This is a genomic window from Pseudoduganella sp. SL102 (assembly GCF_027856995.1).
Taxonomy (GTDB): domain Bacteria; phylum Pseudomonadota; class Gammaproteobacteria; order Burkholderiales; family Burkholderiaceae_D; genus Rugamonas; species Rugamonas albidiflava.
Map to the genome: position 1 here is coordinate 840,353 of NZ_CP115554.1, position 23,667 is coordinate 864,019.

Annotated in this window: 34 protein-coding genes; 33 read left to right on the forward strand and 1 reads right to left on the reverse strand. The window is 61.2% G+C overall.

All coding sequences use genetic code 11. From position 1 onward, the window contains the following. Nucleotides 1-121: 121 nt before the first annotated feature. The 29 genes from rplC to dsbD all read left to right on the forward strand — a co-directional run bounded on the left by rplC (nt 122) and on the right by dsbD (nt 16,137). Nucleotides 122-778 (forward strand): 50S ribosomal protein L3, encoded by a 657-nt coding sequence (gene rplC, locus OU994_RS03630; protein ID WP_281609670.1) that lies wholly within the window; start codon nt 122-124, stop codon nt 776-778. A gap of 3 nt (nt 779-781) precedes the next feature. Continuing rightward, the gene (gene rplD / locus OU994_RS03635; protein ID WP_130186556.1) at nt 782-1,402 is read left to right on the forward strand and encodes a 50S ribosomal protein L4; all 621 of its coding nucleotides are present in this window, start codon (nt 782-784) and stop codon (nt 1,400-1,402) included. Continuing rightward, nucleotides 1,399-1,713 carry a 50S ribosomal protein L23 gene (gene rplW, locus OU994_RS03640; RefSeq protein WP_131148099.1) on the forward strand — a complete coding sequence of 105 codons (315 nt, stop codon included), beginning with the start codon at nt 1,399-1,401 and terminating at the stop codon, nt 1,711-1,713. The genes rplD and rplW overlap by 4 nt, the downstream gene beginning before the upstream one ends. Then, nucleotides 1,713-2,540 (forward strand): 50S ribosomal protein L2, encoded by an 828-nt coding sequence (rplB, locus tag OU994_RS03645; RefSeq protein ID WP_131148098.1) that lies wholly within the window; start codon nt 1,713-1,715, stop codon nt 2,538-2,540. Before rplW ends, rplB begins: the two co-directional genes overlap by 1 nt. Nucleotides 2,541-2,549: 9 nt before the next feature. Further along, nucleotides 2,550-2,825 carry a 30S ribosomal protein S19 gene (rpsS, locus tag OU994_RS03650; RefSeq protein ID WP_093556914.1) on the forward strand — a complete coding sequence of 92 codons (276 nt, stop codon included), beginning with the start codon at nt 2,550-2,552 and terminating at the stop codon, nt 2,823-2,825. After that, nucleotides 2,822-3,154 carry a 50S ribosomal protein L22 gene (gene rplV, locus OU994_RS03655; RefSeq protein WP_174800461.1) on the forward strand — a complete coding sequence of 111 codons (333 nt, stop codon included), beginning with the start codon at nt 2,822-2,824 and terminating at the stop codon, nt 3,152-3,154. The genes rpsS and rplV overlap by 4 nt, the downstream gene beginning before the upstream one ends. A gap of 9 nt (nt 3,155-3,163) precedes the next feature. Further along, complete coding sequence (rpsC, locus tag OU994_RS03660; protein ID WP_131148097.1) at nt 3,164-3,952, forward strand: 30S ribosomal protein S3; 789 nt, start codon at nt 3,164-3,166, stop codon at nt 3,950-3,952. Nucleotides 3,953-3,966: 14 nt separating this feature from the next. After that, complete coding sequence (rplP, locus tag OU994_RS03665; RefSeq protein WP_056337588.1) at nt 3,967-4,386, forward strand: 50S ribosomal protein L16; 420 nt, start codon at nt 3,967-3,969, stop codon at nt 4,384-4,386. Between the two features lie 12 nt (nt 4,387-4,398). Further along, a complete protein-coding gene (rpmC, locus tag OU994_RS03670; RefSeq protein WP_130186550.1) occupies nt 4,399-4,590 on the forward strand; it encodes a 50S ribosomal protein L29 in 192 nt (63 codons plus the stop codon). Next, nucleotides 4,587-4,859, forward strand: a complete 273-nt coding sequence (gene rpsQ, locus OU994_RS03675) for a 30S ribosomal protein S17 (protein WP_131148096.1) — start codon at nt 4,587-4,589, stop codon at nt 4,857-4,859. Before rpmC ends, rpsQ begins: the two co-directional genes overlap by 4 nt. A 259-nt stretch (nt 4,860-5,118) precedes the next feature. Next, nucleotides 5,119-5,487 (forward strand): 50S ribosomal protein L14, encoded by a 369-nt coding sequence (gene rplN, locus OU994_RS03680; RefSeq protein WP_130186548.1) that lies wholly within the window; start codon nt 5,119-5,121, stop codon nt 5,485-5,487. 9 nt (nt 5,488-5,496) lie between these two features. Beyond that, the gene (gene rplX / locus OU994_RS03685) at nt 5,497-5,811 is read left to right on the forward strand and encodes a 50S ribosomal protein L24 (protein ID WP_131148095.1); all 315 of its coding nucleotides are present in this window, start codon (nt 5,497-5,499) and stop codon (nt 5,809-5,811) included. Between the two features lie 6 nt (nt 5,812-5,817). Continuing rightward, nucleotides 5,818-6,357 (forward strand): 50S ribosomal protein L5, encoded by a 540-nt coding sequence (rplE, locus tag OU994_RS03690; protein ID WP_130186546.1) that lies wholly within the window; start codon nt 5,818-5,820, stop codon nt 6,355-6,357. Nucleotides 6,358-6,363: 6 nt separating this feature from the next. Further along, nucleotides 6,364-6,669: a 30S ribosomal protein S14 gene (gene rpsN / locus OU994_RS03695; protein ID WP_130186545.1), complete on the forward strand. Its 306-nt coding sequence runs from the start codon at nt 6,364-6,366 to the stop codon at nt 6,667-6,669. A gap of 14 nt (nt 6,670-6,683) precedes the next feature. Then, a complete protein-coding gene (gene rpsH, locus OU994_RS03700) occupies nt 6,684-7,079 on the forward strand; it encodes a 30S ribosomal protein S8 (RefSeq protein WP_131148093.1) in 396 nt (131 codons plus the stop codon). Between the two features lie 10 nt (nt 7,080-7,089). Then, on the forward strand, nt 7,090-7,623 hold the full coding sequence (gene rplF / locus OU994_RS03705; RefSeq protein ID WP_131148092.1) for a 50S ribosomal protein L6: 534 nt from the start codon (nt 7,090-7,092) through the stop codon (nt 7,621-7,623). Between the two features lie 13 nt (nt 7,624-7,636). Beyond that, on the forward strand, nt 7,637-7,999 hold the full coding sequence (gene rplR / locus OU994_RS03710) for a 50S ribosomal protein L18 (protein WP_130186542.1): 363 nt from the start codon (nt 7,637-7,639) through the stop codon (nt 7,997-7,999). Nucleotides 8,000-8,009: 10 nt separating this feature from the next. Further along, nucleotides 8,010-8,528, forward strand: coding sequence for a 30S ribosomal protein S5 (rpsE, locus tag OU994_RS03715; RefSeq protein WP_050409755.1), 519 nt, complete (start codon nt 8,010-8,012; stop codon nt 8,526-8,528). A gap of 4 nt (nt 8,529-8,532) precedes the next feature. Then, the gene (gene rpmD, locus OU994_RS03720; RefSeq protein WP_130186541.1) at nt 8,533-8,715 is read left to right on the forward strand and encodes a 50S ribosomal protein L30; all 183 of its coding nucleotides are present in this window, start codon (nt 8,533-8,535) and stop codon (nt 8,713-8,715) included. Between the two features lie 27 nt (nt 8,716-8,742). Further along, a complete protein-coding gene (gene rplO / locus OU994_RS03725) occupies nt 8,743-9,174 on the forward strand; it encodes a 50S ribosomal protein L15 (protein ID WP_130186540.1) in 432 nt (143 codons plus the stop codon). A gap of 27 nt (nt 9,175-9,201) precedes the next feature. Continuing rightward, the gene (gene secY / locus OU994_RS03730) at nt 9,202-10,536 is read left to right on the forward strand and encodes a preprotein translocase subunit SecY (protein ID WP_130186539.1); all 1,335 of its coding nucleotides are present in this window, start codon (nt 9,202-9,204) and stop codon (nt 10,534-10,536) included. A gap of 25 nt (nt 10,537-10,561) precedes the next feature. After that, complete coding sequence (infA, locus tag OU994_RS03735) at nt 10,562-10,780, forward strand: translation initiation factor IF-1 (RefSeq protein WP_005663428.1); 219 nt, start codon at nt 10,562-10,564, stop codon at nt 10,778-10,780. Between the two features lie 33 nt (nt 10,781-10,813). Continuing rightward, nucleotides 10,814-10,927, forward strand: coding sequence for a 50S ribosomal protein L36 (rpmJ, locus tag OU994_RS03740; protein WP_005663407.1), 114 nt, complete (start codon nt 10,814-10,816; stop codon nt 10,925-10,927). A gap of 14 nt (nt 10,928-10,941) precedes the next feature. Then, nucleotides 10,942-11,307 carry a 30S ribosomal protein S13 gene (gene rpsM / locus OU994_RS03745; RefSeq protein ID WP_130186538.1) on the forward strand — a complete coding sequence of 122 codons (366 nt, stop codon included), beginning with the start codon at nt 10,942-10,944 and terminating at the stop codon, nt 11,305-11,307. Between the two features lie 14 nt (nt 11,308-11,321). Beyond that, on the forward strand, nt 11,322-11,726 hold the full coding sequence (gene rpsK / locus OU994_RS03750) for a 30S ribosomal protein S11 (RefSeq protein WP_028101645.1): 405 nt from the start codon (nt 11,322-11,324) through the stop codon (nt 11,724-11,726). Between the two features lie 237 nt (nt 11,727-11,963). Beyond that, nucleotides 11,964-12,587: a 30S ribosomal protein S4 gene (rpsD, locus tag OU994_RS03755; protein WP_131148091.1), complete on the forward strand. Its 624-nt coding sequence runs from the start codon at nt 11,964-11,966 to the stop codon at nt 12,585-12,587. 113 nt (nt 12,588-12,700) lie between these two features. Next, entirely contained in the window at nt 12,701-13,678 is a 978-nt protein-coding gene (locus OU994_RS03760; protein WP_130186536.1) for a DNA-directed RNA polymerase subunit alpha, read from the forward strand. A gap of 123 nt (nt 13,679-13,801) precedes the next feature. Continuing rightward, nucleotides 13,802-14,200 carry a 50S ribosomal protein L17 gene (rplQ, locus tag OU994_RS03765; RefSeq protein ID WP_130186535.1) on the forward strand — a complete coding sequence of 133 codons (399 nt, stop codon included), beginning with the start codon at nt 13,802-13,804 and terminating at the stop codon, nt 14,198-14,200. A 110-nt stretch (nt 14,201-14,310) separates the two neighbouring features. Then, complete coding sequence (dsbD, locus tag OU994_RS03770) at nt 14,311-16,137, forward strand: protein-disulfide reductase DsbD (protein ID WP_281609671.1); 1,827 nt, start codon at nt 14,311-14,313, stop codon at nt 16,135-16,137. A gap of 190 nt (nt 16,138-16,327) precedes the next feature. Here the strand turns inward: dsbD and OU994_RS03775 are convergent, their stop codons facing one another. Then, nucleotides 16,328-16,789 (reverse strand): Spy/CpxP family protein refolding chaperone, encoded by a 462-nt coding sequence (locus OU994_RS03775; RefSeq protein ID WP_281609672.1) that lies wholly within the window; start codon nt 16,787-16,789, stop codon nt 16,328-16,330. Nucleotides 16,790-16,985: 196 nt separating this feature from the next. On the opposite strand from OU994_RS03775, the gene OU994_RS03780 reads away from it, so the two are divergent. From OU994_RS03780 to OU994_RS03795, 4 genes are all read left to right on the forward strand, one after another. Next, nucleotides 16,986-17,711 (forward strand): response regulator, encoded by a 726-nt coding sequence (locus OU994_RS03780; protein WP_281609673.1) that lies wholly within the window; start codon nt 16,986-16,988, stop codon nt 17,709-17,711. 45 nt (nt 17,712-17,756) lie between these two features. Next, nucleotides 17,757-19,091 carry an ATP-binding protein gene (locus OU994_RS03785; RefSeq protein WP_281609674.1) on the forward strand — a complete coding sequence of 445 codons (1,335 nt, stop codon included), beginning with the start codon at nt 17,757-17,759 and terminating at the stop codon, nt 19,089-19,091. 157 nt (nt 19,092-19,248) lie between these two features. Beyond that, a complete protein-coding gene (locus OU994_RS03790; protein WP_281609675.1) occupies nt 19,249-20,466 on the forward strand; it encodes an efflux RND transporter periplasmic adaptor subunit in 1,218 nt (405 codons plus the stop codon). Beyond that, complete coding sequence (locus tag OU994_RS03795; protein WP_281609676.1) at nt 20,463-23,588, forward strand: efflux RND transporter permease subunit; 3,126 nt, start codon at nt 20,463-20,465, stop codon at nt 23,586-23,588. The genes OU994_RS03790 and OU994_RS03795 overlap by 4 nt, the downstream gene beginning before the upstream one ends. The last annotated feature ends 79 nt before the right edge of the window (nt 23,589-23,667 follow it).

Genomic DNA, 23,667 nt, shown 5'->3' on the forward strand with positions numbered 1-23,667 from the left:
GCGTCAAGAGGCAAATCAAAGTACACTAGCCGGCTTCGGTATGGGAATGTACTTTTTCGTCCTTACCATTTTTAGTAGTTCAACATAGCCCTGCCCAATCGTAGGTGGGAATGGAGAAAAAATGAGCCTTGGCCTCCTCGGTCGCAAGGTTGGCATGATGCGCATCTTCACGGACGAAGGGGATTCGATCCCTGTGACCGTGCTGGACGTGTCGAACAACCGTATCGCCCAAATCAAAACTCCTGAAACGGATGGTTACTCCGCTGTTCAGGTCGTATTCGGTCAACGTCGCGCTTCCCGCGTGACCAAAGCCGCTGCGGGTCACTACGCCAAAGCTGGTGTCGAAGCCGGTACTCTGCTGAAAGAGTTCCGTGTCGATGCAGCCAAAGCTGCCGAACTGAAAGCTGGCGAAGTCGTCGCCGTTTCGCTGTTCGAAGTCGGTCAAAAGATCGACGTGCAGGGCACCTCGATCGGTAAAGGCTACGCCGGTACCATCAAGCGTCACAACTTCGCTTCGGGTCGTCAGACTCACGGTAACTCGCGTTCGCACAACGTACCAGGCTCCATCGGTATGGCGCAGGACCCGGGCCGCGTGTTCCCAGGTAAGCGCATGACCGGTCACATGGGCGACGTCACCGTCACCACCCAGAACCTGGAAATCGCTCGTATCGACGCTGAACGCCAGCTGCTGCTGGTCAAAGGCGCTGTGCCAGGCGCGAAAAACGGTCAGGTGGTCGTCTCGCCAGCCGTTAAAGTCAAAGCTAAGAAGGGAGCTTAATTCATGGAACTCAAGCTCTTGAACGCTGAAGGTCAAGCCGCGTCGAACGTAGCTGCTGCAGACACCGTCTTCGGCCGCGATTACAACGAAGCCCTGATCCACCAGATCGTGGTTGCTTATGCAGCGAACGCCCGTAGCGGCAACCGCGCGCAGAAGGACCGTGAACAGGTTCACCACACGACCAAGAAGCCTTGGCGCCAGAAAGGCACCGGCCGCGCCCGTGCTGGTATGTCGTCGTCGCCACTGTGGCGTGGCGGTGGTCGCATCTTCCCGAACTCGCCTGACGAGAACTTCACCCACAAAGTGAACAAGAAGATGTACCGCGCAGGCCTGTGCTCGATCCTCTCCCAGCTGGCTCGCGAAGAGCGCCTGGTCGTGATCGAAGATCTGTCGATCGAAGCCCCGAAAACCAAGCTGCTGTCGCAAAAGCTGGCTGGCATGGGTCTGGATTCGGTCCTGATCATCACCGAGAACATCGAAGAAAACCTGCTGCTGGCTTCCCGCAACCTGCCGAACGTGCTGGTCGTGGAGCCGCGTCATGCAGATCCAATGTCGCTGGTCTTCTACAAGAAGATCCTGGTTACCAAAGCGGCACTGGCCAAGATTGAGGAGTTGCTGGCATGAGCGCCGTCAAATTTAGCGAAGAGCGCCTGTTGAAGGTGCTGGTGGCGCCGGTCATTTCCGAAAAGGCCACCATGGTCGCGGAAAAGAACGAGCAGATCGTGTTCCGTGTTGCTCCGGACGCGACCAAGCCAGAAATCAAGGCCGCCGTTGAACTGCTGTTCAAGGTCGAAGTGGAATCGGTGCAGACCGTCAACCGCGAAGGTAAAGTCAAGCGCTCGGGTCGTTTCATCGGCCGTCGCAATGCTACCAAGCGTGCTTTCGTGTGCCTGAAGCCTGGCCAGGAAATCAATTTCTCCGAGGAGGCTAAATAATGGCACTCGTTAAGATGAAGCCAACCTCCCCAGGCCGTCGCGGCATGGTGAAAGTTGTCAACGCCGACCTGTACAAGGGTCGTCCGCTGGCAGCGCTGGTTGAGAAAAAATCGAAGACCGCCGGCCGTAACAACAACGGCCACATCACCACCCGTCATATCGGTGGTGGTCACAAGCAGCACTACCGTATCGTCGACTTCAAGCGCAACAAGGATGGTATCCCGGCGAAAGTGGAACGTATCGAATACGATCCGAACCGCACGGCGCACATTGCCCTGCTGTGCTACGCCGACGGCGAGCGCAAGTATGTCATCGCGTCGAAAGGCCTGTCCGTCGGCGATACGCTGATGAACGGCTCGGAAGCGCCGATCAAGGCCGGCAACACCCTGCCGATCCGCAACATCCCGGTTGGTACCGTGATCCACTGCGTCGAAATGCTGCCAGGTAAAGGTGCCCAGATGGCACGTACCGCCGGTGCCGCAGTCGTGCTGATGGCCCGCGAAGGTACTTACGCCCAGGTGCGCCTGCGCTCCGGCGAAGTGCGCCGCGTGCATATCGAGTGCCGCGCAACCGTGGGCGAAGTCGGCAATGCCGAACACAGCCTGCGCAAGATCGGTAAAGCCGGTGCGATGCGTTGGCGCGGTGTCCGCCCGACCGTCCGTGGTGTGGTGATGAACCCGATCGACCACCCGCACGGTGGTGGTGAAGGCCGTACCGCCGCTGGTCGTCACCCAGTGTCGCCATGGGGCCAGCAGACCAAGGGCAAGAAGACGCGTTCGAACAAGCGCACTTCTTCGATGATCGTCTCGCGCCGCGGCAAGAAATAAGGATAAATCATGACCCGTTCATTGAAAAAAGGGCCGTTCTGCGACGCCCACCTGGTGAAGAAAGTCGAAGCCGCGCAAGCGACCAAAGACAAGAAGCCAATCAAAACCTGGTCCCGCCGTTCGACGATCATGCCTGACTTCATCGGCCTGACGATTGCCGTGCACAACGGCAAGGTGCACGTGCCTGTGTACGTGTCCGAGAACATGGTTGGTCACAAGCTCGGCGAGTTCGCGCTGACCCGTACGTTCAAGGGCCACGCTGCTGACAAAAAGGCGAAGAAATAATGGAAACCAAAGCAATCCTCAAAGGCGTGCGCCTGTCGGATCAAAAGGGTCGCCTGGTGGCTGACCTGATCCGCGGCAAGAAGGTTGACGCCGCGCTGAACATCCTGCAGTTCAGCCCGAAAAAAGGCGCCACCATCATCAAGAAGGTGCTGGAGTCCGCCATTGCGAACGCCGAGCACAACGATGGTGCCGATATCGACGAGCTGTACGTGAAAACGATCTACGTCGAAAAGGGCCCGATCCTGAAGCGCTTCACCGCGCGCGCAAAGGGCCGTGGCGACCGTATCTCGAAGCAGTCCTGCCACGTCTACCTGACGGTCGGAAACTAAGGAGCCAAGATGGGACAGAAAATTCATCCAACCGGCTTCCGTCTGGCCGTTACCCGTAACTGGGCTTCCCGCTGGTACGCGACCAACGGTAACTTCGCTTCGATGCTGAACGAAGACCTGAAGGCACGCGCCTACCTGAAGAAGAAGCTGAAGAACGCCTCCGTCGGCCGCATCGTCATCGAGCGTCCTGCGAAGAACGCCCGCTTCACCGTGTACAGCTCCCGTCCGGGCGTTGTGATCGGCAAGAAGGGCGAAGACATCGAAGTGCTGAAGTCGGAACTGACCAAGATCATGGGCGTGCCGGTGCACGTCAATATCGAGGAAATCCGCAAGCCGGAAATCGATTCGCAGCTGATCGCCGATTCGATCGCCCAGCAGCTGGAAAAGCGGATCATGTTCCGCCGCGCCATGAAGCGCGCAATGCAGAATGCAATGCGCCTGGGCGCCGTCGGCATCAAGATCATGTCGTCCGGCCGTCTGAACGGCATCGAGATCGCCCGTACCGAATGGTATCGCGAAGGCCGCGTGCCTCTGCATACCCTGAAGGCGGACATCGACTACGGCACGTCCGAAGCATCGACCACCTACGGCATCATCGGCGTCAAGGTGTGGGTGTACAAGGGTGACCGTTCCGCCACCGGCGAAGCACCAGTCATCGACACCCCGGCCGACGAGAAGAAGCCACGCGGTCCGCGTCGCGACGACGGTAAGCCGGGCCGTGGCCCACGTCCAGGTCCGGGCGCCAAACCAGGCGCCCCAGCCGCTCGCCGCGCTGCGAAGCCGGCTGCAGCTGAATAAGCAGGAGAAAAAGCATGCTGCAACCATCTCGCAGGAAGTATCGTAAAGAGCAGAAAGGCCGTAACACCGGTATTTCGCATACGCGCGGCACCGCCGTGTCGTTCGGCGAATTCGGTCTGAAAGCCGTCGCGCGTGGCCGTATCACGGCTCGCCAGATCGAAGCTGCCCGTCGTGCCATGACCCGTCACATCAAGCGTGGCGGCCGTATCTGGATCCGTATCTTCCCGGACAAGCCGATTTCGAACAAGCCGGCTGAAGTCCGTATGGGTAACGGTAAGGGTAACCCGGAGTACTACGTGGCTGAAATCCAGCCAGGTAAAGTGCTGTACGAAATGGACGGCGTTGGCGAAGAGCTGGCACGCGAAGCGTTCCGCCTGGCTGCTGCCAAACTGCCGCTGGCAACCACCTTCGTGGTGCGCCAGGTTGGCCAATAATTGGAGTGAAATATGAAAGCATCTGAACTCCGCGGCAAAGACCAGGCTGCTCTGCAGAAAGAACTGAACGACCTGCTGAAGGCACAGTTCGGCCTGCGTATGCAAAGCGCCACGCAACAGCTGAGCAACAACTCGCAGCTGAAGAAGGTCCGCCGCGACATCGCACGCGTCAAAACGGTAATGAACACGAAGGAAGCCAAATGAACGAACCAGTGAAACAGTCGCTCAAGCGCACGCTGATCGGTAAAGTGGTGTCCGACAAGATGGACAAGACCGTCACCGTGCTGATCGAGCGTCACGTCAAGCACCCTCTGTACGGCAAGATCATCGTGCGTTCGGCTAAATACCACGCACATGACGAAACCAACCAGGTCAAAGCCGGTGATACGGTGGAAATCTCGGAAGGTCGTCCGATCTCCAAGACGAAGGCGTGGACGGTGACCCGTGTAGTGCAAGCTGCACAAATCGTCTAAAAAGAAAGCCGGACGGGAACGTTGCGTTCCCGTCCGTTTTCCAATTAGTTCTTGCAGGCCCGCAGGTTGTATGTAATACTTGCGGGCTTCGTTCATGTATCGCCGCTAAGTGTCTATCCACAGACGCGGTTTCGCGGTCAGTACTGTATGAAGGTCAAGCACCCAAACAATGATGCAGCAGCGTCGTTGGCGGGACCAAGACTGACCGAGAGGTCCGCATTGTGTGGATTCTTCGGCTTAAGTTGGGAAAGAGAATACTATGATTCAAACTGAAAGCCGGCTCGAGGTAGCCGACAACACCGGTGCGAAAGAAGTTATGTGCATCAAGGTGTTGGGCGGTTCCAAGCGCCGTTACGCTGGCATCGGCGACGTGATCAAGGTCACGGTTAAACAGGCACAGCCACGCGGCCGTGTCAAAAAAGGTGAAATTTATAACGCCGTGGTTGTGCGCACCGCTAAGGGTGTGCGTCGCCAGGACGGTTCCCTGGTCAAGTTCGATGGCAACGCTGCCGTCCTGCTGAACTCCAAGCTGGAACCGATCGGTACCCGTATCTTTGGCCCGGTGACGCGCGAGCTGCGCACCGAGAAGTTCATGAAGATCGTGTCCCTGGCACCGGAAGTCCTGTAAGGAGTCACAATGGATAAGATTCGCAAAAACGACGAAGTCGTCGTCCTGACCGGCAAGGACAAGGGCAAGCGCGGCGTAGTGACCCAGCGTGTAGACGCTGAGCACGTCGTGGTGGAAGGCGTGAACGTGGCCAAGAAGGCCGTCAAGCCGAACCCGATGACGGGCGTAACTGGTGGCATCGTCGACAAGACCATGCCGATTCACGTGTCCAACGTTGCTCTGTTCAACGCTGCGACCGGCAAGGCCGATCGCGTGGGCTTCAAGGAAGTGGATGGTAAAAAAGTCCGCGTCTTCAAGTCCTCCGGCGAAGTAGTGAAGGGGTAATTGAAAATGGCCCGTCTGCAACAAGTATACAAAGAGAAGGTCGTTTCCGAGCTGACCGAGAAATTCGGCTACAAATCGGTAATGGAAGTGCCGCGCCTGACCAAGATCACCCTGAACATGGGTGTGGGCGAAGCAATCGCTGACAAGAAGGTCCTGGAGCACGCTGTTGGCGACCTGACCAAGATCGCCGGCCAGAAGCCTGTGACGACCAAGTCGCGTAAAGCTATCGCTGGTTTCAAGATCCGCGAAGGCTACCCGATCGGTACCATGGTGACCCTGCGTGGCGCCCGCATGTATGAATTCCTGGATCGCTTCATCACCGTGGCACTGCCGCGCGTGCGTGACTTCCGTGGTGTGTCCGGCCGCTCGTTCGATGGCCGCGGCAACTACAACATCGGCGTGAAAGAGCAGATCATCTTCCCGGAAATCGAGTACGACAAGATCGACGCGCTGCGTGGCATGAACATCTCGATCACCACGACCGCCAAGACCGACGACGAAGCGAAAGCTCTGCTCGCCGCATTCAAATTCCCGTTCAGGAACTAACCGATCATGGCAAAACTCGCACTGATTAACCGTGAACAGAAGCGTGCCGACCTGGTGGAGAAATTCGCCGCCAAGCGCGCCGCTCTGAAAGCCATCATCGACGACCAGTCGAAGTCGGAAGAAGAGCGTTACGAAGCCCGCCTGAAACTGCAGGCCCTGCCGCGTAACTCCGCTCCGACCCGCCAGCGTAACCGCTGCGCCATCACCGGCCGTCCACGTGGCACCTTCCGTAAATTCGGTCTGGCCCGCACCAAGCTCCGTGAATTCGCCATGCGTGGTGAAATCCCGGGTATGACCAAAGCCAGCTGGTAATAGGAGAATAAGCAATGAGTATGAGCGATCCTATCGCCGATATGCTGACCCGTATCCGCAATGCACAGGGTGTGAAGAAGACCACCGTTGCAATGCCGTCGTCGAAAGTCAAAGTGGCGATCGCCTCCGTCCTGAAGGACGAAGGCTACATCGAAGATTTCGCAGTGTCCTCCAACGAAGGCAAAGCGGAACTGCAAATCGGCCTGAAGTACTACACCGGCCGTCCTGTCATCGAGCGCCTGGAGCGCGTGTCCCGTCCGGGTCTGCGCGTCTACAAAGGCAAGGATGAAATCCCGACCGTGATGAACGGCCTGGGCGTGGCAATCGTGTCGACCCCGCAAGGCGTCATGACCGATCGCAAAGCGCGCGCTACCGGCGTCGGTGGCGAAGTCATCTGCTTCGTGGCTTAAGGAGTAACACATGTCTCGAGTAGCTAAAATGCCGATCGCCGTGCCGGCTGGCGCCGAAGTCGCCATCTCCGCACAAGCGATCACCGTCAAGGGCCCGCTGGGCACCCTGACCCAGAGCCTGAACGGCCTGGTTAAAGTTGAAAACAACAACGGCACGCTGTCGTTCGATGTGGCCAACGAATCCCGTGAAGCGAACGCCATGTCCGGCACGCTGCGCGCACTGGTCAACAACATGGTCACCGGCGTCACCAAGGGCTTCGAAAAGAAGCTGTCCCTGGTAGGCGTGGGTTACAAGGCACAGGCACAAGGCGACAAGCTGAACCTGTCGCTGGGCTTCTCCCACCCGGTCGTGCATGCAATGCCGGCTGGCGTGACCGTGGCCACCCCGACCCCGACCGAAGTCGTGATCAAGGGTATCGACCGTCAACAGGTCGGCCAGGTTGCCGCAGAAGTTCGTGCTTACCGCTCCCCTGAGCCTTATAAAGGCAAGGGCGTCCGCTATGTGGACGAAGTGGTTAAGATCAAAGAAACCAAGAAGAAGTAATTAGGGGCTGACGATGGATAAAAAGCAATCTCGTCTGCGCCGCGGACGTCAAACCCGCATCAAGATCGCGCAACTGAAAGTGAACCGCCTGTCGGTCCACCGCACTAACCTGCACATTTACGCGAACCTGATCAGCCCGGACGCTAAAGTTCTGGTTTCGGCGTCTACCGTGGAAGCAGAAGTTCGCGCCGAACTGGCCGGCAAGTCGGGCAAGGGTGGTAACGCCGCCGCTGCCGCACTGGTGGGCAAGCGCGTCGCCGAAAAGGCAATCAAGGCAGGTATCACCGAAGTAGCGTTCGACCGCTCCGGTTTCCGTTACCACGGCCGTGTGAAGGCGCTGGCTGATGCCGCGCGTGAAGCCGGTCTGAAGTTCTAAGGGTACGATCATGGCAAAAATGCAAGCAAAAATGCAAAGCGACAAGCCGGATGACGGCATGCGCGAAAAAATGATCGCGATCAACCGCGTGACCAAAGTGGTCAAGGGTGGTCGTATCATGGGCTTCGCGGCGCTGACCGTGGTTGGTGACGGCGATGGCCGCATCGGCATGGGCAAGGGTAAATCGAAGGAAGTTCCGGTCGGTGTGCAGAAGGCAATGGAAGAAGCCCGTCGCAACCTGATCAAGGTGCCTCTGAAGAACGGTACGCTGCAGCACACGGTCACCGGCCGCCATGGCGCCTCGCGCGTCATGATGAGCCCGGCCAAGCCTGGTACTGGCGTCATCGCTGGTGGCGCAATGCGCGCTATCTTCGACGTGATGGGCGTGACGGACGTGGTGGCGAAATCCACCGGTTCGAACAACCCGTACAACCTGGTGCGCGCCACCCTGGACGGCCTGTCGAAAATGAGCACTCCTGCCGAGATCGCTGCGAAACGCGGCAAGTCGGTAGAAGACATTCTGGCTTAAGGGGATGACCATGAGCACTATCAAAGTCAAACTGGTGAAGGGCCTGATCGGCACCCGCCAAGACCACCGCGCTACCGTGCGTGGTCTGGGCCTGCGCCGTGTCAACTCGGTTTCCGAGCTGCAGGACACGCCATCGGTACGCGGCATGATCAACAAGGTCGCTTACCTCGTTAAGGTTGTATCGTAAGCCCCGGCTTACGATCTGGAGAACACAATGGAATTGAATACCATTCAACCAGCCGAAGGCGCGAAACACGCCAAGCGCCGTGTTGGCCGCGGTATCGGCTCCGGCCTGGGCAAGACTGCCGGCCGTGGTCACAAGGGTCAGAAATCGCGTTCGGGCGGCTTCCACAAGGTCGGCTTCGAAGGCGGTCAGATGCCTCTGCAGCGCCGTCTGCCGAAGCGTGGCTTCAAATCGCTGAACGCAACCTTCAAGGCTGAAGTGCGCCTGTCCGACCTGAACAACCTGGCAGTCGGCGAAGTCGACCTGCTGGTGTTGAAGCAGGCTGGCGTGCTGTCCGTGCTGGCCCGCGACGTGCGCGTGATCGCATCTGGTGAAATCACTAAGGCAGTGTCCATCAAGGGCCTGAAAGTGACCGCCGGCGCGAAAGCAGCCATCGAAGCGGCTGGCGGCTCGGTAGCCTGAGACGCTTGAGCTTGAACGGAGCGAAAATTGGCGACTAATCCGCAGCTTGCTAAAAGTGCCGCAGCCGGTTTCCCCTGGAACCGTCTGTGGTTTTTGCTGGGCGCTCTGGTAGTCTACCGCATCGGGGCACACGTCCCGGTGCCGGGGATCGACCCGGTACAGCTGGCCGCACTGTTCAAGTCGCAAGAGGGTGGCCTGCTGGGCATGTTCAACATGTTCTCCGGCGGCGCCCTGTCGCGCTTCACGGTGTTTGCGCTGGGCATCATGCCCTACATCTCGGCCTCGATCATCATGCAGTTGCTGTCGATCGTGTCGCCGCAAATGGAAGCGCTGAAGAAGGAAGGGGAAGCTGGCCGTCGCAAGATCACCCAGTACACCCGTTACGCCACCGTGGGCCTGGCATTGTTCCAGGCATTCGGCATCTCCGTCGCGCTGGAAGCCCAGCCTGGCCTGGTGATCGATCCTGGCATGGCGTTCCGCTTCACCACCGTGGTGACGCTGCTGACCGGCACCATGTTCCTGATGTGGCTGGGGGAGCAGATTACCGAGCGTGGTCTCGGTAACGGCATCTCCATCATCATCTTTGCCGGTATCGCCGCCGGTCTGCCGAGCGCAATGGGTAGCTTGTTCACCCAGGTGTCGACCGGTGCGATCAGCGCGATCTCCGCCATCATCATCGTGATCCTGGTCGCAGCCGTGACCTATGTCGTGGTGTTCGTGGAACGTGGCCAGCGCAAGATCCTGGTGAACTATGCCAAACGTCAGGTCGGCAACAAGATCTACGGTGGGCAAACCAGCCACCTGCCGCTGAAGCTGAACATGGCAGGCGTGATTCCGCCGATCTTCGCATCGTCGATCATCTTGTTCCCGGCCACTATCGTGGACTGGTTCGCACGTGGCGCGGACAACAGCAACCCTGTTGTGCGCTTCCTGAAAGATCTGGCTGCTTCGTTGAGCCCAGGCGAGCCCATCCATGCACTGCTGTATGCTGTGGCGATCGTGTTTTTCTGCTTCTTCTACACCGCACTGGTGTTCAACAGCAAGGAAACAGCGGACAACTTGAAGAAGAGCGGGGCCTTTGTGCCAGGGATTCGTCCCGGTGAGCAGACTGCCCGTTACATCGACAAGATCCTGACCCGATTGACCCTGGCAGGCGCCGTCTACATTACCCTGGTGTGCCTGTTGCCGGAGTTTATGCAAGCCCAGTGGAAAGTGTCCTTTGTATTCGGCGGCACCTCCCTGTTGATCATCGTGGTCGTGACCATGGACTTCATGGCCCAGGTCCAGAACTACGTGATGTCGCAGCAATATGATTCACTGCTGCGCAAGGCGAACTTCAAGGGCGGCATTCCGACCCGCTAATTGGCAATGGCACGATAAGGTCACCATGGCAAAAGACGACGTCATACAGATGCAGGGCGAGATTCTGGAGAATCTCCCGAATGCAACGTTTCGAGTAAAGCTGGAAAACGGCCACGTGGTGCTCGGCCACATTTCGGGTAAAATGCGGATGAACTACATCCGCATTCTCCCCGGTGACAAGGTAACGGTGGAGTTGACGCCGTACGACCTCTCCCGGGCCCGTATTGTGTTCCGGACCAAGTAATTTTAAGTATCGAATCCAAGAAGAGAGTGCAAAATGAAAGTTAACGCTTCAGTCAAGCGGATCTGCCGCAACTGCAAGATCATCAAGCGCAAAGGCGTCGTTCGTGTTATCTGCGTCGAACCGCGTCACAAGCAGCGTCAAGGTTAATCGAGGAAGAACGAATGGCACGTATTGCAGGGGTTAACATCCCAAATCACCAGCACACCGTGATCGGCCTGACGGCAATTTACGGTATCGGCCGTCCGCGCGCGCAGTTCATCTGCGCACAGACGGGTGTTGCGACCAACAAGAAGATCAAGGACCTGGACGACAGCGAGCTGGAAAAGCTGCGTGATGAGATCGGCAAGTTCGTTGTTGAAGGCGACCTGCGCCGCGAACTGTCCATGAACATCAAGCGTCTGATGGACCTGGGTTGCTACCGCGGCATGCGTCACCGCAAGGGCCTGCCGGTCCGCGGCCAGCGTACCCGCACCAATGCTCGTACCCGCAAAGGTCCGCGCAAAGCCGCTCAATCGCTGAAGAAATAATCTAGGAAACCACTATGGCCAAGCAACAAAGTAGCGCAGCAGCAGCGCGCGTTCGCAAGAAAGTCAAAAAGAACGTCGCTGAAGGCATCGCTCACGTTCACGCTTCGTTCAACAACACGATCATCACGATCACCGACCGCCAGGGCAACGCCCTGTCGTGGGCAACTTCGGGCGGCGCCGGCTTCAAGGGCTCCCGTAAGTCGACCCCGTTCGCAGCGCAGGTTGCTGCCGAAGCGGCTGGTAAAGTTGCACAGGAATGCGGCGTCAAGAACCTGGAAGTGCGTATCAAGGGCCCAGGTCCTGGTCGCGAATCCGCTGTTCGCGCGCTGAACAACCTGGGCATCAAGATCACCGAGATCCAGGACGTGACGCCAGTGCCGCACAACGGCTGCCGTCCGCCGAAGCGTCGCCGCATCTAAGCACCATCGGATGCATTGACCATGGCCGGTTCTTCGCGAACCGGCCACCGTCACCCTGATGTAAAAATCGCTGGAACAGTTGATCGGAAACGGTTACACTGTCCGGCTATTTTTGCCTGTCGATTTTTCGTCGGCGGGCTTGTTGAGCCACCGTCTGACGGATTAGAGGGTCAGACTAGCGCCTGTTCGCATCCACCGATGTGATCCGGGGCGTCATTTATATTTAAGGAAAATACCGTGGCACGTTATATCGGACCAAAAGCAAAACTCTCCCGCCGTGAAGGCACTGACCTGTTCCTGAAGAGCGCCCGCCGCTCGCTGGATTCCAAGTGCAAGCTGGACATCAAGCCAGGCCAGCACGGCGTCAAGTCGGGTGCCCGCACCTCCGACTACGGCAACCAGCTGCGCGAAAAGCAGAAGGTCAAGCGTATGTACGGCGTGCTGGAACGCCAGTTCCGCCGCTACTTCGCCGAAGCCGACCGCCGCAAGGGCAACACCGGCGAAACGCTGCTGTCCCTGCTGGAAACCCGCCTGGACAACGTTGCTTACCGCATGGGCTTCGGCTCGACCCGCGCTGAAGCACGCCAGCTGGTCTCGCACAAGGCTTTCACCGTGAACGGCAATGTCGTGAACATCGCTTCGTACAACGTGAAAGTGGGCGACGTGATCGCCGTGCGCGAAAAGGCCAAGAAGCAGACCCGTATCCTGGAAGCGCTGTCGCTGGCTGAACAAGTCGGCATGCCGGCATGGGTGTCGGTCGATTCCAAGAAGATGGAAGGCACCTTCAAGTCGTTCCCGGAACGTAGCGAAATCGCTGCCGACGTCAACGAATCGCTGATCGTCGAACTGTATTCGCGTTAATCGCGGTTCGTAGCAAGCACAGAATCACCTGCCCACTCACCGAGTGGGCTTTTTCACTAATGCCATCAGCCTTATCGGTGTAACGAGCCGAGGGTAATGAAAAGGACATTTCAATGCAAAACAGTTTGTTGAAGCCACGTATCATCGACGTCGAAGCGCTGGGCGCCGGTCACGCAAAAGTCGTGATGGAGCCATTCGAGCGCGGCTACGGCCACACGCTGGGCAACGCCCTGCGTCGCGTGCTGCTGTCGTCGATGATCGGCTACGCGCCGACCGAAGTCACCATCGCCGGCGTCGTGCACGAGTACTCGTCGCTGGATGGCGTGCAGGAAGACGTGGTCGACCTGCTGCTGAACCTGAAGGGCGTGGTCTTCAAGGTCCACAACCGCGATTCCGTCACGCTGACCCTGAAGAAGGAAGGCGAAGGCGCCGTGCTGGCCTCGGATATCGACCTGCCGCACGACGTGGAACTGATCAACCCGGATCACGTGATCGCCCACCTGACTGCCGGTGGCAAGCTGGACATGCAGATCAAGGTCGAAAAAGGCCGTGGCTATGTGCCGGGTAACGTGCGCCGCCTGTCGGAAGACACCAACAAGACGATCGGCCGCATCATCCTGGACGCTTCGTTCTCGCCGGTGCGCCGCGTGTCGTATGCCGTGGAATCGGCCCGTGTCGAGCAGCGTACCGACCTGGACAAGCTGATCATCAACATCGAAACCAACGGCGTGATCACGCCGGAAGAAGCGATCCGCCAGTCGGCACGCGTGCTGGTCGACCAGCTGAACGTGTTCGCCGCGCTGGAAGGCACGGAAGCCACCGCCGAAGCACCGTCGCGTGCTCCGCTGGTCGATCCGATCCTGCTGCGCCCGGTCGACGACCTGGAACTGACGGTCCGTTCGGCGAACTGCCTGAAGGCCGAGAACATCTACTACATCGGCGACCTGATCCAGCGTTCGGAAAACGAACTGCTGAAGACGCCGAACCTGGGCCGCAAGTCGCTGAACGAGATCAAGGAAGTGCTGGCATCGCGCGGCCTGACCCTCGGCATGAAGCTGGAAAACTGGCCGCCAGCAGGCCTGGAAAAGTAATTTGCACCACCCGCGCGGCGCATGGTGCGCCGCGCGTAATCACTCTAGTAACCGACCCGCGCCTGCCGTTCAATCGTCTGGCGATCGAAGAGTCCGGAATTAAACACCTCGAAAGGAAGTACCATGCGTCACCGTCACGGCCTCCGTAAACTGAACCGTACCTCGTCCCACCGTCTGGCAATGCTGCGCAACATGACCGTTTCGCTGCTGCGTCACGAAGCGATCAAGACCACCGTGCCGAAAGCCAAGGAACTGCGTCGCGTCGTCGAGCCGATCCTGACCCTGGGCAAGACCGACACGCTGGCCAACAAGCGCCTGGCATTCGCCCGCCTGCGCGACCGCGAAATCGTCCAGAAGCTGTTCGCTGAACTGGGCCCGCGCTACGCTACCCGCAACGGCGGCTACCTGCGCATCCTGAAGATGGGCTTCCGCGTCGGCGACAACGCACCGATGGCTTACGTCGAACTGCTGGACCGTCCGGAACCAAGCGACATCGAAGCAGCACCGACCGCTGAAGAGTAATCTCAGCCGTCACCTGAAAAAGCCGGGCTTGCCCGGCTTTTTCTTTTCCGCAACGCCTCATTCGCGCGTTTCGATATACCATCGCATGGTTCCCCCGCCCGAGTCGCCGCATGTCTTTCCTTTCCCGCCTCCTGATCCTGTTCGCCGCCTTCCTGTCGCTGCTGGCGCCCGCCCGCGCCGAGGAAGAGTTCCTGCCGCCGCACGTCGCCTTCCAGTTCTCCGCCCGCATGGCCGATGCGCAGACGATCGAAGTCACCTGGCGCATCGCCGACGGCTACTACATGTACCGCGAGCAGTTCAAGTTCAGGGCGGCTGGCGCACAGCTCGGCACGCCGCGGATCCCGCCCGGCAAGGTCAAGTTCGATGAAACCTTCAACAAGGACGTGGAAACCTACCGCCAGCGTGTGACGATCCGCGTGCCGGTCGAGGCAGCCGGGCCGTTCACGCTGACCGCCACCGGCCAGGGCTGTTCCGACAAGGGCCTGTGCTATTCGCCGCAGGATGCCACGGCGCGGTTGTCGCCGGCAGGCGGTCCCGCCCCCGCTGCCGTGGCTTTCGGCCTGCCGGCGATGAGCCGCCCGGGCGACGCGATGATGGATGCACCTGGCGGGACACCGTCGGCAGCCGCCGCCGCGCAGGGCGAACCAGGCGCCGTTCCAGAGGGTGCGTCGCCCCCTCAAAGCGAGCTGGGCCGCATCGAACGCGCCTTGCAGGGCGGCCGCATGACGGTCATCGTGCCGCTGTTCCTGCTGCTCGGGCTGGGCCTGGCGTTCACCCCTTGCGTGCTGCCGATGGTGCCGATCCTGTCGTCGATCGTCATCGGCGAAGGCAAAGGGGCCGGCCGTGCGCGCGGGCTGGCGTTGTCGCTGAGTTATTCGCTGGGCATGGCGATCGTCTACACCGCGCTGGGCGTCGCCGCCGGGCTGGCGGGGGAAGGCCTGGCGGCCGCCTTGCAGAATCCCTGGGTGCTGGGCGGCTTCGGCATGCTGCTGGTCCTGTTCGCGCTGTCGATGTTCGGCGTGTACGAACTGCAGGTTCCCGCCGCGCTGCAGACCCGGCTTGCCGCCGCGTCGGGCCGCCAGTCGCGCGGCAAGCTGGCTGGCGTGTTTGTCATGGGCGCCATTTCGGCCCTGATCGTCGGCCCCTGCGTGGCGGCGCCGCTGGCCGGCGCGCTCGTGTATATCAGCCAGACACGCGACGTGGTGATGGGCGGCACCGCGCTGTTTTCGATGGCGGCCGGTATGAGCGTGCCGCTCATACTGGCCGGTGTTTCGGCCGGCGCCCTGTTGCCGAAAGCGGGCGCATGGATGGATGCGGTCAAGCGCTTCTTTGGCGTGTTGCTGCTGGCTATGGCATGGTGGCTGGTTTCCCCCGTATTACCGGCGACGGTGCAAATGGCCGGGTGGACTGTGCTGGGTATCGCCTATGGTATTTATTTGCTGCGGCACCATAAAGGCTGGCCAGCGCAAGCCATTGCCGCGTTGTTCATCGGCTTTGGCATTGTGCAGATGATCGGCGTGGGTACCGGCGGGCGCGATCCTCTGGCACCGCTGGCGCATTTACGCGATGGCGCTGCCGATGAATTGCCATTCAAGCGGATCAAGAACGTGGCCGAGCTGGATCGCATCCTCGCCGATACCGGCGGCAAGACGGTGATGCTGGACTTTTATGCCGACTGGTGCGTGGCCTGCAAGGAAATGGAGAAACTCACGTTCAGCAAACCCGCGGTCCAGGAGAAACTCGGCAATACGATCTGGCTGCAAGTCGATGTCACCGCGAATAACGACGACGACAAGGCGCTGCTGAAACGCTTTAATTTGTTCGGCCCGCCGGGGATTATCTTATTCGACCGCTCCGGCCGCGAAATCGCCGGCAGCCGTGTCATCGGTTTCCAGGATGCCGCAACCTTCCAGGTATCGTTGAGCCGGCTGAACTGACGTAGCAAACCAGACTTGAAAGCGCCCGCGTGGCGCTTTTTTTTCGGCCCGCAGCGCGCGAAGCCAAGCGTTTTCCTGCCGTTTCAATCCTACTGCGCCAATATCTGGCACGTTAACGCAGGATTCTGGCATGAAGTGGCCGCAAAAAAGGGCGGCAACGCCGCCCTTGTCACAACTTGCAACCAGAGGCTCAACCGTGACGATGCTGGCGCCCCTTGCGCTTGCCATGCAGCGAATGCTCGTCGAACACCTTCTGCTGTTCCGGCGTCAGCGCCGCATAAAAAGTCTTCAATGCCGCCAGCCGGGTTTCCTGGTGCACCACGCGTGCCTTCGAGAATTCCAGGCGTTTCTCCGCCCGTTGCGTCGCATTCAATTCCTTGAACGATGCGCGGTCTGCCCGGGCAATATCCCGGCGCGGCGCAATGGCGGCAATATAGGTATCCCAGGCCGCTTCCTGGTTCCTCGTCAATTTCAACGCTTCGTGCAATTTCTGCTGGCGCTTTTCAATCCGTTCGGCGCGTTTTACCGGATCGAAGCGGGTTTCCGCGTAAGTGCGCTGTTGCGGCGTTTCCTGGGCCGGGGCCGCCATTGCAGCGGAACCGATACTGAGCATGGTCAGGCCGACGATAATACTTCTACGCAGGATATTCATTTTAAATCCTTCAGGGAATGAATTCGGATGTGCTCACAGCACTGCACGGAAAACAGTTTCTCAACGCAGTGTTTCCATGAAGTGTCCCGGCCGCCGCTTTTTGTATCCGATTGTTTCCTTGCAAACCGGCCAGCCATATACAAGACGATACAAACCGCCGTTGGTCTTCGCCTGCCGAAGTGGCGATAATTGGAGGATGGAACCCACACCTAGCATTTTGATCGTCGACGACGATCGCGATATCCGCACGCTGCTGGCGGATTACCTGGAGACCAATGGCTACAGTACCCATGGCGCGGCGGACGGCACCGCCATGTGGAAGCTGCTCGACGAGACCAAGCCCGACCTGATCGTGCTGGACCTGAACATGCCGGGCGAGGATGGCCTCACGCTGTGCCGCAAGCTGCGTGCGCATTCGAACCTTCCCGTGATCATGCTGACCGCGCGCAGCGAACCGCTGGACCGCATCCTCGGGCTCGAGATGGGCGCCGACGATTACCTGCCGAAGCCCTTCGAGCCGCGCGAACTGCTGGCGCGCATCCGCAGCGTGCTGCGGCGCAGTAACGCGATGCCGTCCGGCGGCATGGACAAGGCGTCGCAGATCCGCTTCTCGAACTGGACGCTCGACCTCACCGCGCGCCACCTGCTCAATCCCGATGGCGTGGTGATCATGCTGTCCGGCGCCGAGTTCCGGCTGCTGAAGGTGTTCCTGGAACACCCGAACCGTGTGCTGAACCGCGACCAGCTGCTGAACCTGACCCAGGGCCGCGATGCCGACCCGTTCGACCGTTCGATCGACATCCAGATCAGCCGCTTGCGGCAAAAGCTGGGCGAAGATGCGCGCGTGCCGCAGATCATCAAGACCGTCCGCAACGGTGGCTATGTGCTGGCCGGCACCGTGTCGGTCGAACCGCGCGCGTGAGCGGGCCGCATTGACGTGGGCACACTGAAGAATTTCGTCAATTCGATGACCGGGCGCGTTTTCCTCGCGCTCATGGTCGGCATCGTGGCCTCGGCCGCGCTCACGCAGTGGCTGGCCATCAACGAACGCCAGCGCACGCTGGAACGTTACCGGACTTACCATTCGCTGGAACGCGCCGAGCAGATCATCGAAACCACCGATGTGGTGCGCCCGGAATCGCGCGCGCAATACCTGGCCGTGTCCAGCAAGAGCAGCATGCGGCTGGAAATCGCCACCGACAACGACCTCACGCTGCATCCCGCCACCGAGTTCTCCGCCGCGCTGGCGCAGCGCCTGCCGCGCGATTTCCAGGTGATCGCGATGGCGGAAAGGCCGCCGCAGTGCGACCAGCGCACCAGCACGATGACGCTGTTCGGCCCCGGCCCGTGGCGCGGCACCTGCGAGTCCGTCAAGGTCGTGATGACGGATGGGCAAGTGCTGAAGCTGTCGGTACTGCCGCCGCGCGGCTCGATCCCCACCGGCCACAACGAATACGCGGTCTTCGTGCCGTTCCTGCTGTGCATCGCGATCCTCGCCTACTTCGTCACGCGGATGGCGGTGCGGCCCGTCAAGCAGCTGGCCCAGGCGGCCAAGGACCTCGGCAACGATATCAACAAGCCGCCGCTGGAACTGGTCGGCGCGGCGGAAATCCGCCAGGCGAGCGCGGCATTCAACGCGATGCAGGGCCGCATCCGCCAGCACATCATCCAGCGCACCGAAATGCTGGCGGCCATCACGCACGACCTGCAGACGCCGCTGACGCGGATGCGCCTGCGCCTGGAAAAGGTCAGCGATGCCGACTTGCAGAACAAGCTGATTGGCGACTTGTCGGCAATGCAGCAGATGATCCGCGAGGGCCTCGACCTGGCGCGCAGCATGGATACCACCGGCACGATGCAGAAGCTGGACCTCGATTCGCTGCTGGACAGCGTGTGCGCCGATGCCATCGACGCCGGCCAGCCGGTCGAACTGAAAGGCAGGGCCGGCATGGCGCTGCTGGGCCGGCCGCTGGACGTGCAGCGCTGCCTCGTCAACCTGATCGACAACGCCGTCAAGTATGGCCAGAAAGCCCACGTGACGGTCGAGCGGCTGGCCGGCGCGGCCCGCATCCGTATCCGCGACGAAGGCCCGGGCATTCCGCAAGACCAGCTGGCGCGCGTGTTCGAACCGTTCTACCGGGTAGAAACGTCACGCTCGCGCGAATCCGGCGGCACGGGCCTGGGCCTGACGATCGCCCGCAATATCGCCGAACAGCACGGCGCCACGCTGAGCCTGGCCAACGGCGATGCCGGCGGCCTGGAAGCGGTGCTGACCTTGCCCGAGTTCTATGCCGGGAAATAGCCGGCCGAACCGGCCGGTCAATGCGGCAAGTCAACGAGGCAGGTCAACGCGGCAAGCAATGGCCTGCACGTAACGACGCGGTAGCAGTTCGATGCGACAATGTCCGGTTAGTTCCGCAGAGAAATATCCAATCATCATCATCCAGCAAGTATAAAAAATGAAAAAGACCACCTTGGGAGTACTGGTTGCTGCCGCCATCGTCGCTGGCGCCGGCGCCTGGCACGTCGCGCGGGCGCCGCAGGAAGGGCAGCATGCCGCCGCCGGCGGCCGGGGCCAGGAGAAGGGGCAGGGGGGAGGCCAGGAGCGGGGCCAGGGCCCGACCACCGTCAACATCGTCGCGCCGAAGCGGCAGGACGTGCCCGTCGTGCTGCAGGCGAACGGCACCGTGAGCCCCATCAGCACGGTGGACCTGCATCCGCAGACCACCAGCACGATCGTCAAGGTGCATGTGAAGGAAGGCGATTTCGTCAAGGAAGGCCAGTTGATGTTCTCGCTGGACAGCCGCAGCGAATCGGCCAACCTGCAGAAGGCCCAGGCCGAAGTGGCGCGCGACCGCGCCAACCTGGCCGGCCTGGAGCGGCAATACCAGCGCAGCATGGAACTGCTGCGGCAGAAGTTCATCGCCCAGGGCGCCGTGGATACGCTGAAGAGCCAGGTCGATGCCGCCCGCGCCGAGATGGAAGCCAATATCGCCGCCGCCCGCGCGATCCAGGTGGGCCAGAGCTACACGGCGATCCGCGCGCCGATGTCGGGCCGGGTGGGCGGCATCAACGTCTACCCGGGCAGCCTGGTCCAGTTGTCCACTTCGCTGACGACGATTACCCAGCTCGACCCGATCAACGTCGCCTTCACGGTGCCGGAAACCAGCCTGGCCGCGCTGCTCGACGCGCAGCGGGCCGGCACGGTGCCGGTGCAGGTGTTCCACCGCGATTCCAGGACCCCGATCGAGGGCCGCCTGTCGTTCATCGACAATACCGTCGACCCGCAGGCGGGCGTGATCCGCGTGAAGGCGCAATTCGCCAACCGCGACACCCGGCTGTGGCCGGGCCAGTACGTGAACACCGAAGTCACCGTGCAGACGCTGCGCGATGCGCTGGTGGTGCCGCAGAACGCGATCATCACGAACACCCGCGGCACCTTCGTCTACACCGTGGGGCCGGACAGCACGGCCAGGGTGGCGAACGTCGAGCGCGTGCACGCGTTCGGCACCGATGCCGCCGTGCGCGGCCTGGCCGGCAATGAAAAAGTCATCGTCGAAGGCAAGCAGAACCTGCGCCCGGGCGGCAAGGTGCGGGTGGCCGAAGCGCGGGTGCCCGAAGCGCGCCTGGCCGAGCAGGGCAAACGCAGTGGTCACGACAAGGGTGGCATCGAATGAACCTCTCCGAGCTCTCGATCCGGCGCCCCGTGATGGTGGTGCTGCTGTCGCTGTCGCTGATCCTGGCGGGCGTGCTGGCCTACCTGTACATCCCCGTCGCGGCGCTGCCCAGCTATAACACGCCGATCATCAACGTGTCGGCCGACCTGGCCGGCGCCAGCCCGGACACCATGGCGTCGTCCGTCGCGCTGCCGCTGGAAAAGCAGTTCTCCACGATTCCCGGCCTCACCCTGATCACGTCCACCAGCACGCAGGGCAACACCTCGCTGACCCTGGAATTCGATTCCAGCATCGACGTCAACGAAGCCGCCGTCGACGTGCAGGCCGCGCTGTTGCGCGCGCAGCGCCAGCTGCCGCAGGAAATGACGGACCTGCCGGCCTACCGCAAGATCAACCCGGCCGATGCGCCGGTGCTGTTCATGGCGATGAATTCGCCATCGCTGTCGCTGTCCGAACTGAACGACTACGCGGAAAACCTGATCGCGCCCAGCCTGTCCACCTTGCCCGGCGTGGCGCAGGTGAACGTCAATGGCCAGAAGCGCTTCGCCGTGCGGGTGCGCGCCAAGTCCGACTTGCTGAACGCCCGCGACCTCACGCTGGCCGAAGTGCAGGCGGCGATCCGCAGCGCCAACGCCAACACGCCGCTGGGCGTGCTCGATGGCCCTGAGCAGACCCTGACGATCCAGGGCAACAGCCAGCTGATGAAGGCCGCCGACTATCGCGACCTGATCATCGCCACCCGCAACGGCGAACCGGTGCGGCTGAAGGACGTGGCCACCGTCGAGGACAGCTTCCAGTCGATCAAGTCGTTCGGCAGCTACAACGGCGAGCGCTCCATCGTGCTGCTGGTCCAGCGCCAGCCGGATGCGAACACCGTGCAGGTGGTGGACAGCGTGAAGGCGCTGCTGCCGCGCTTCCGTGCCCAGTTGCCGGAATCGATCAACATCAGTCTCGTCAACGACCGCTCGGTATCGATCCGCGAAGCGATCCATGACGTCAACCTCACGCTGGCGCTGACCATCGTGCTGGTGGTGCTGGTGATCTTCCTGTTCCTGCGCCGCGCGGTGGCCACGCTGATCCCGGCCATCACCATGCCGATCTCGCTGCTGGGCGCGCTGGCGCTGCTGTACGCGCTCGGCTACAGCCTGGACAACATCTCGCTGCTGGGCATTACGCTGGCCGTCGGCCTGGTGGTCGACGATGCCATCGTGGTGCTGGAAAATATCGTGCGGCACATCGAGCACGGCAAGAAGCCGCTGCAGGCCGCGCTGGTCGGTTCGCGCGAGATGGGCTTCACCATCGTGTCGATCTCGATCTCGCTGGTGGCCGTGTTCATCCCGATCTTCTTCATGCCCGGCGTGATGGGATTGATGTTCCGCGAGTTCGCGGTGATCGTGGCGCTGGCCGTGCTGGTGTCGGCACTGGTCTCGCTGACGCTGGTGCCGATGATGGCGGCGCGCTTCCTGCCTGCCGATTCGCATGAACATGCCGGCGACGACACCTTCCTCGGCCGCCACTTCGAGCGGGGCTTCAACGCCGTGCTGAAGGGCTATGGCCGCACGCTGGACCTGGCGCTGCGCCACCGCTACATCGTGCTGGCCGTTGCCGTGGGCACGTTCGTGCTGACTGTCGTGATGTATGCGACGATGCCGAAGGGCTTCTTCCCGGAAGAGGATATCGGCCAGTTCCGCGTCAACACCGAAGCTTCCGAGGATATCTCCTCGAGCGCGATGCTGGCGCTGCAGGACCGCGTGGCCGCGATCATCCAGGCCGATCCCGCCGTGAAGAGCGTGGTGTCGTTCACCGGCGGCGGCAATTCGGGCCGCATGTTCGTGGTGCTGGTGCCGCGCGGCGAACGTCGGGCCATGCCCGAGGTGCTGGAAGGCCTGCGCAAGAAGATGCGCAACGTGGCCGGCATCCAGGTCTACATGTCGCCGGTGCAGAACCTGCAGCTGGGCGGCCGCCCCAGCAAGAGCCGCTACCAGTACACGCTGCAATCGGTCAGCCCCGATTCGCTGAACGACTGGGCCGAGCGCTACCTGGAGCGCATGCGCGCCGATCCCGACTTCCGCGACGTGACCAGCGATTCGCAGAACAAGGGCCTGCAGGCCACGCTGAACATCGACCGCGACAAGGCCAGCACGCTGGGCGTGGCAATCGGCGACCTGCGCACCGCGCTGTACCTGGCGTTCGGCGAGCGGCAGGTATCGACGATCTATTCGTCCGCCGCCAGCTATTACGTGATCCTGGAAGCGGCCGACGAGGACCGGCGCTACGAGGATGCGCTGAACAAGGTGTCGGTGCGCAACGCGGCAGGGCAACTGATCAAGCTGTCCAGCTTCGCCACCGTGCAGCGCACGGTCGGCCCCACCGCCGTCAACCACCAGGGCCAGCTGCAGGCCGTGACGGTGGCGTTCAACCTGGCGCCCGGCGTGCCGCTGGGCCGCGCCACGGCGAAGATCGATGCGATGGGCCAGGAATTCGGCCTGCCGCCATCGATCATCACCAACTACGGCGGCGACGCGGCGGTGTTTGAAAAATCGCAGGGCAGCCAGGTGATCCTGATCGTGGCCGCGCTGGCCGTCATCTATGTTCTGCTGGGCGTGCTGTACGAAAGCTTCATCCATCCGCTGACGATCCTGGCCGGCCTGCCGTCCGCCGCGGTGGGCGCACTGTTTACCTTGTGGCTGTTCGACATGGACCTGACGATGATCGCCATCATCGGCATCCTGATGCTGATCGGCATCGTCAAGAAGAACGCCATCATGATGATCGACTTCGCGCTGCAGGCGCAGCGCGAGCAGGGCGCGGCGCCCGCTGCCGCGATCCGCGAAGCGTGCATCCTGCGCTTCCGCCCGATCATGATGACCACCCTGGCCGCCTTCATGGGCGCGCTGCCGATCGCGCTGGGCCTGGGCGCCGGCGCCGAACTGCGCCAGCCGCTGGGCCTGGCCGTGTGCGGCGGGCTGATCTTCTCGCAGGTGATCACGCTGTACGTCACGCCGGTCATCTACCTGTTCCTCGACAAGTACAGCGGCAATGGCCCGATGAGCGACGCCGAACTCGTCGAGCCGCCACCGGAACCGCACAAGGTGGAACTGAAGGCCGTGAACCTGTCCTGAAGAAAAGCAAAAGTTGCCCGAAAAATGGAGACGGAAAAATGGGGACATACCCCGTTTTCCCGGCAACGCCCCCATGGCA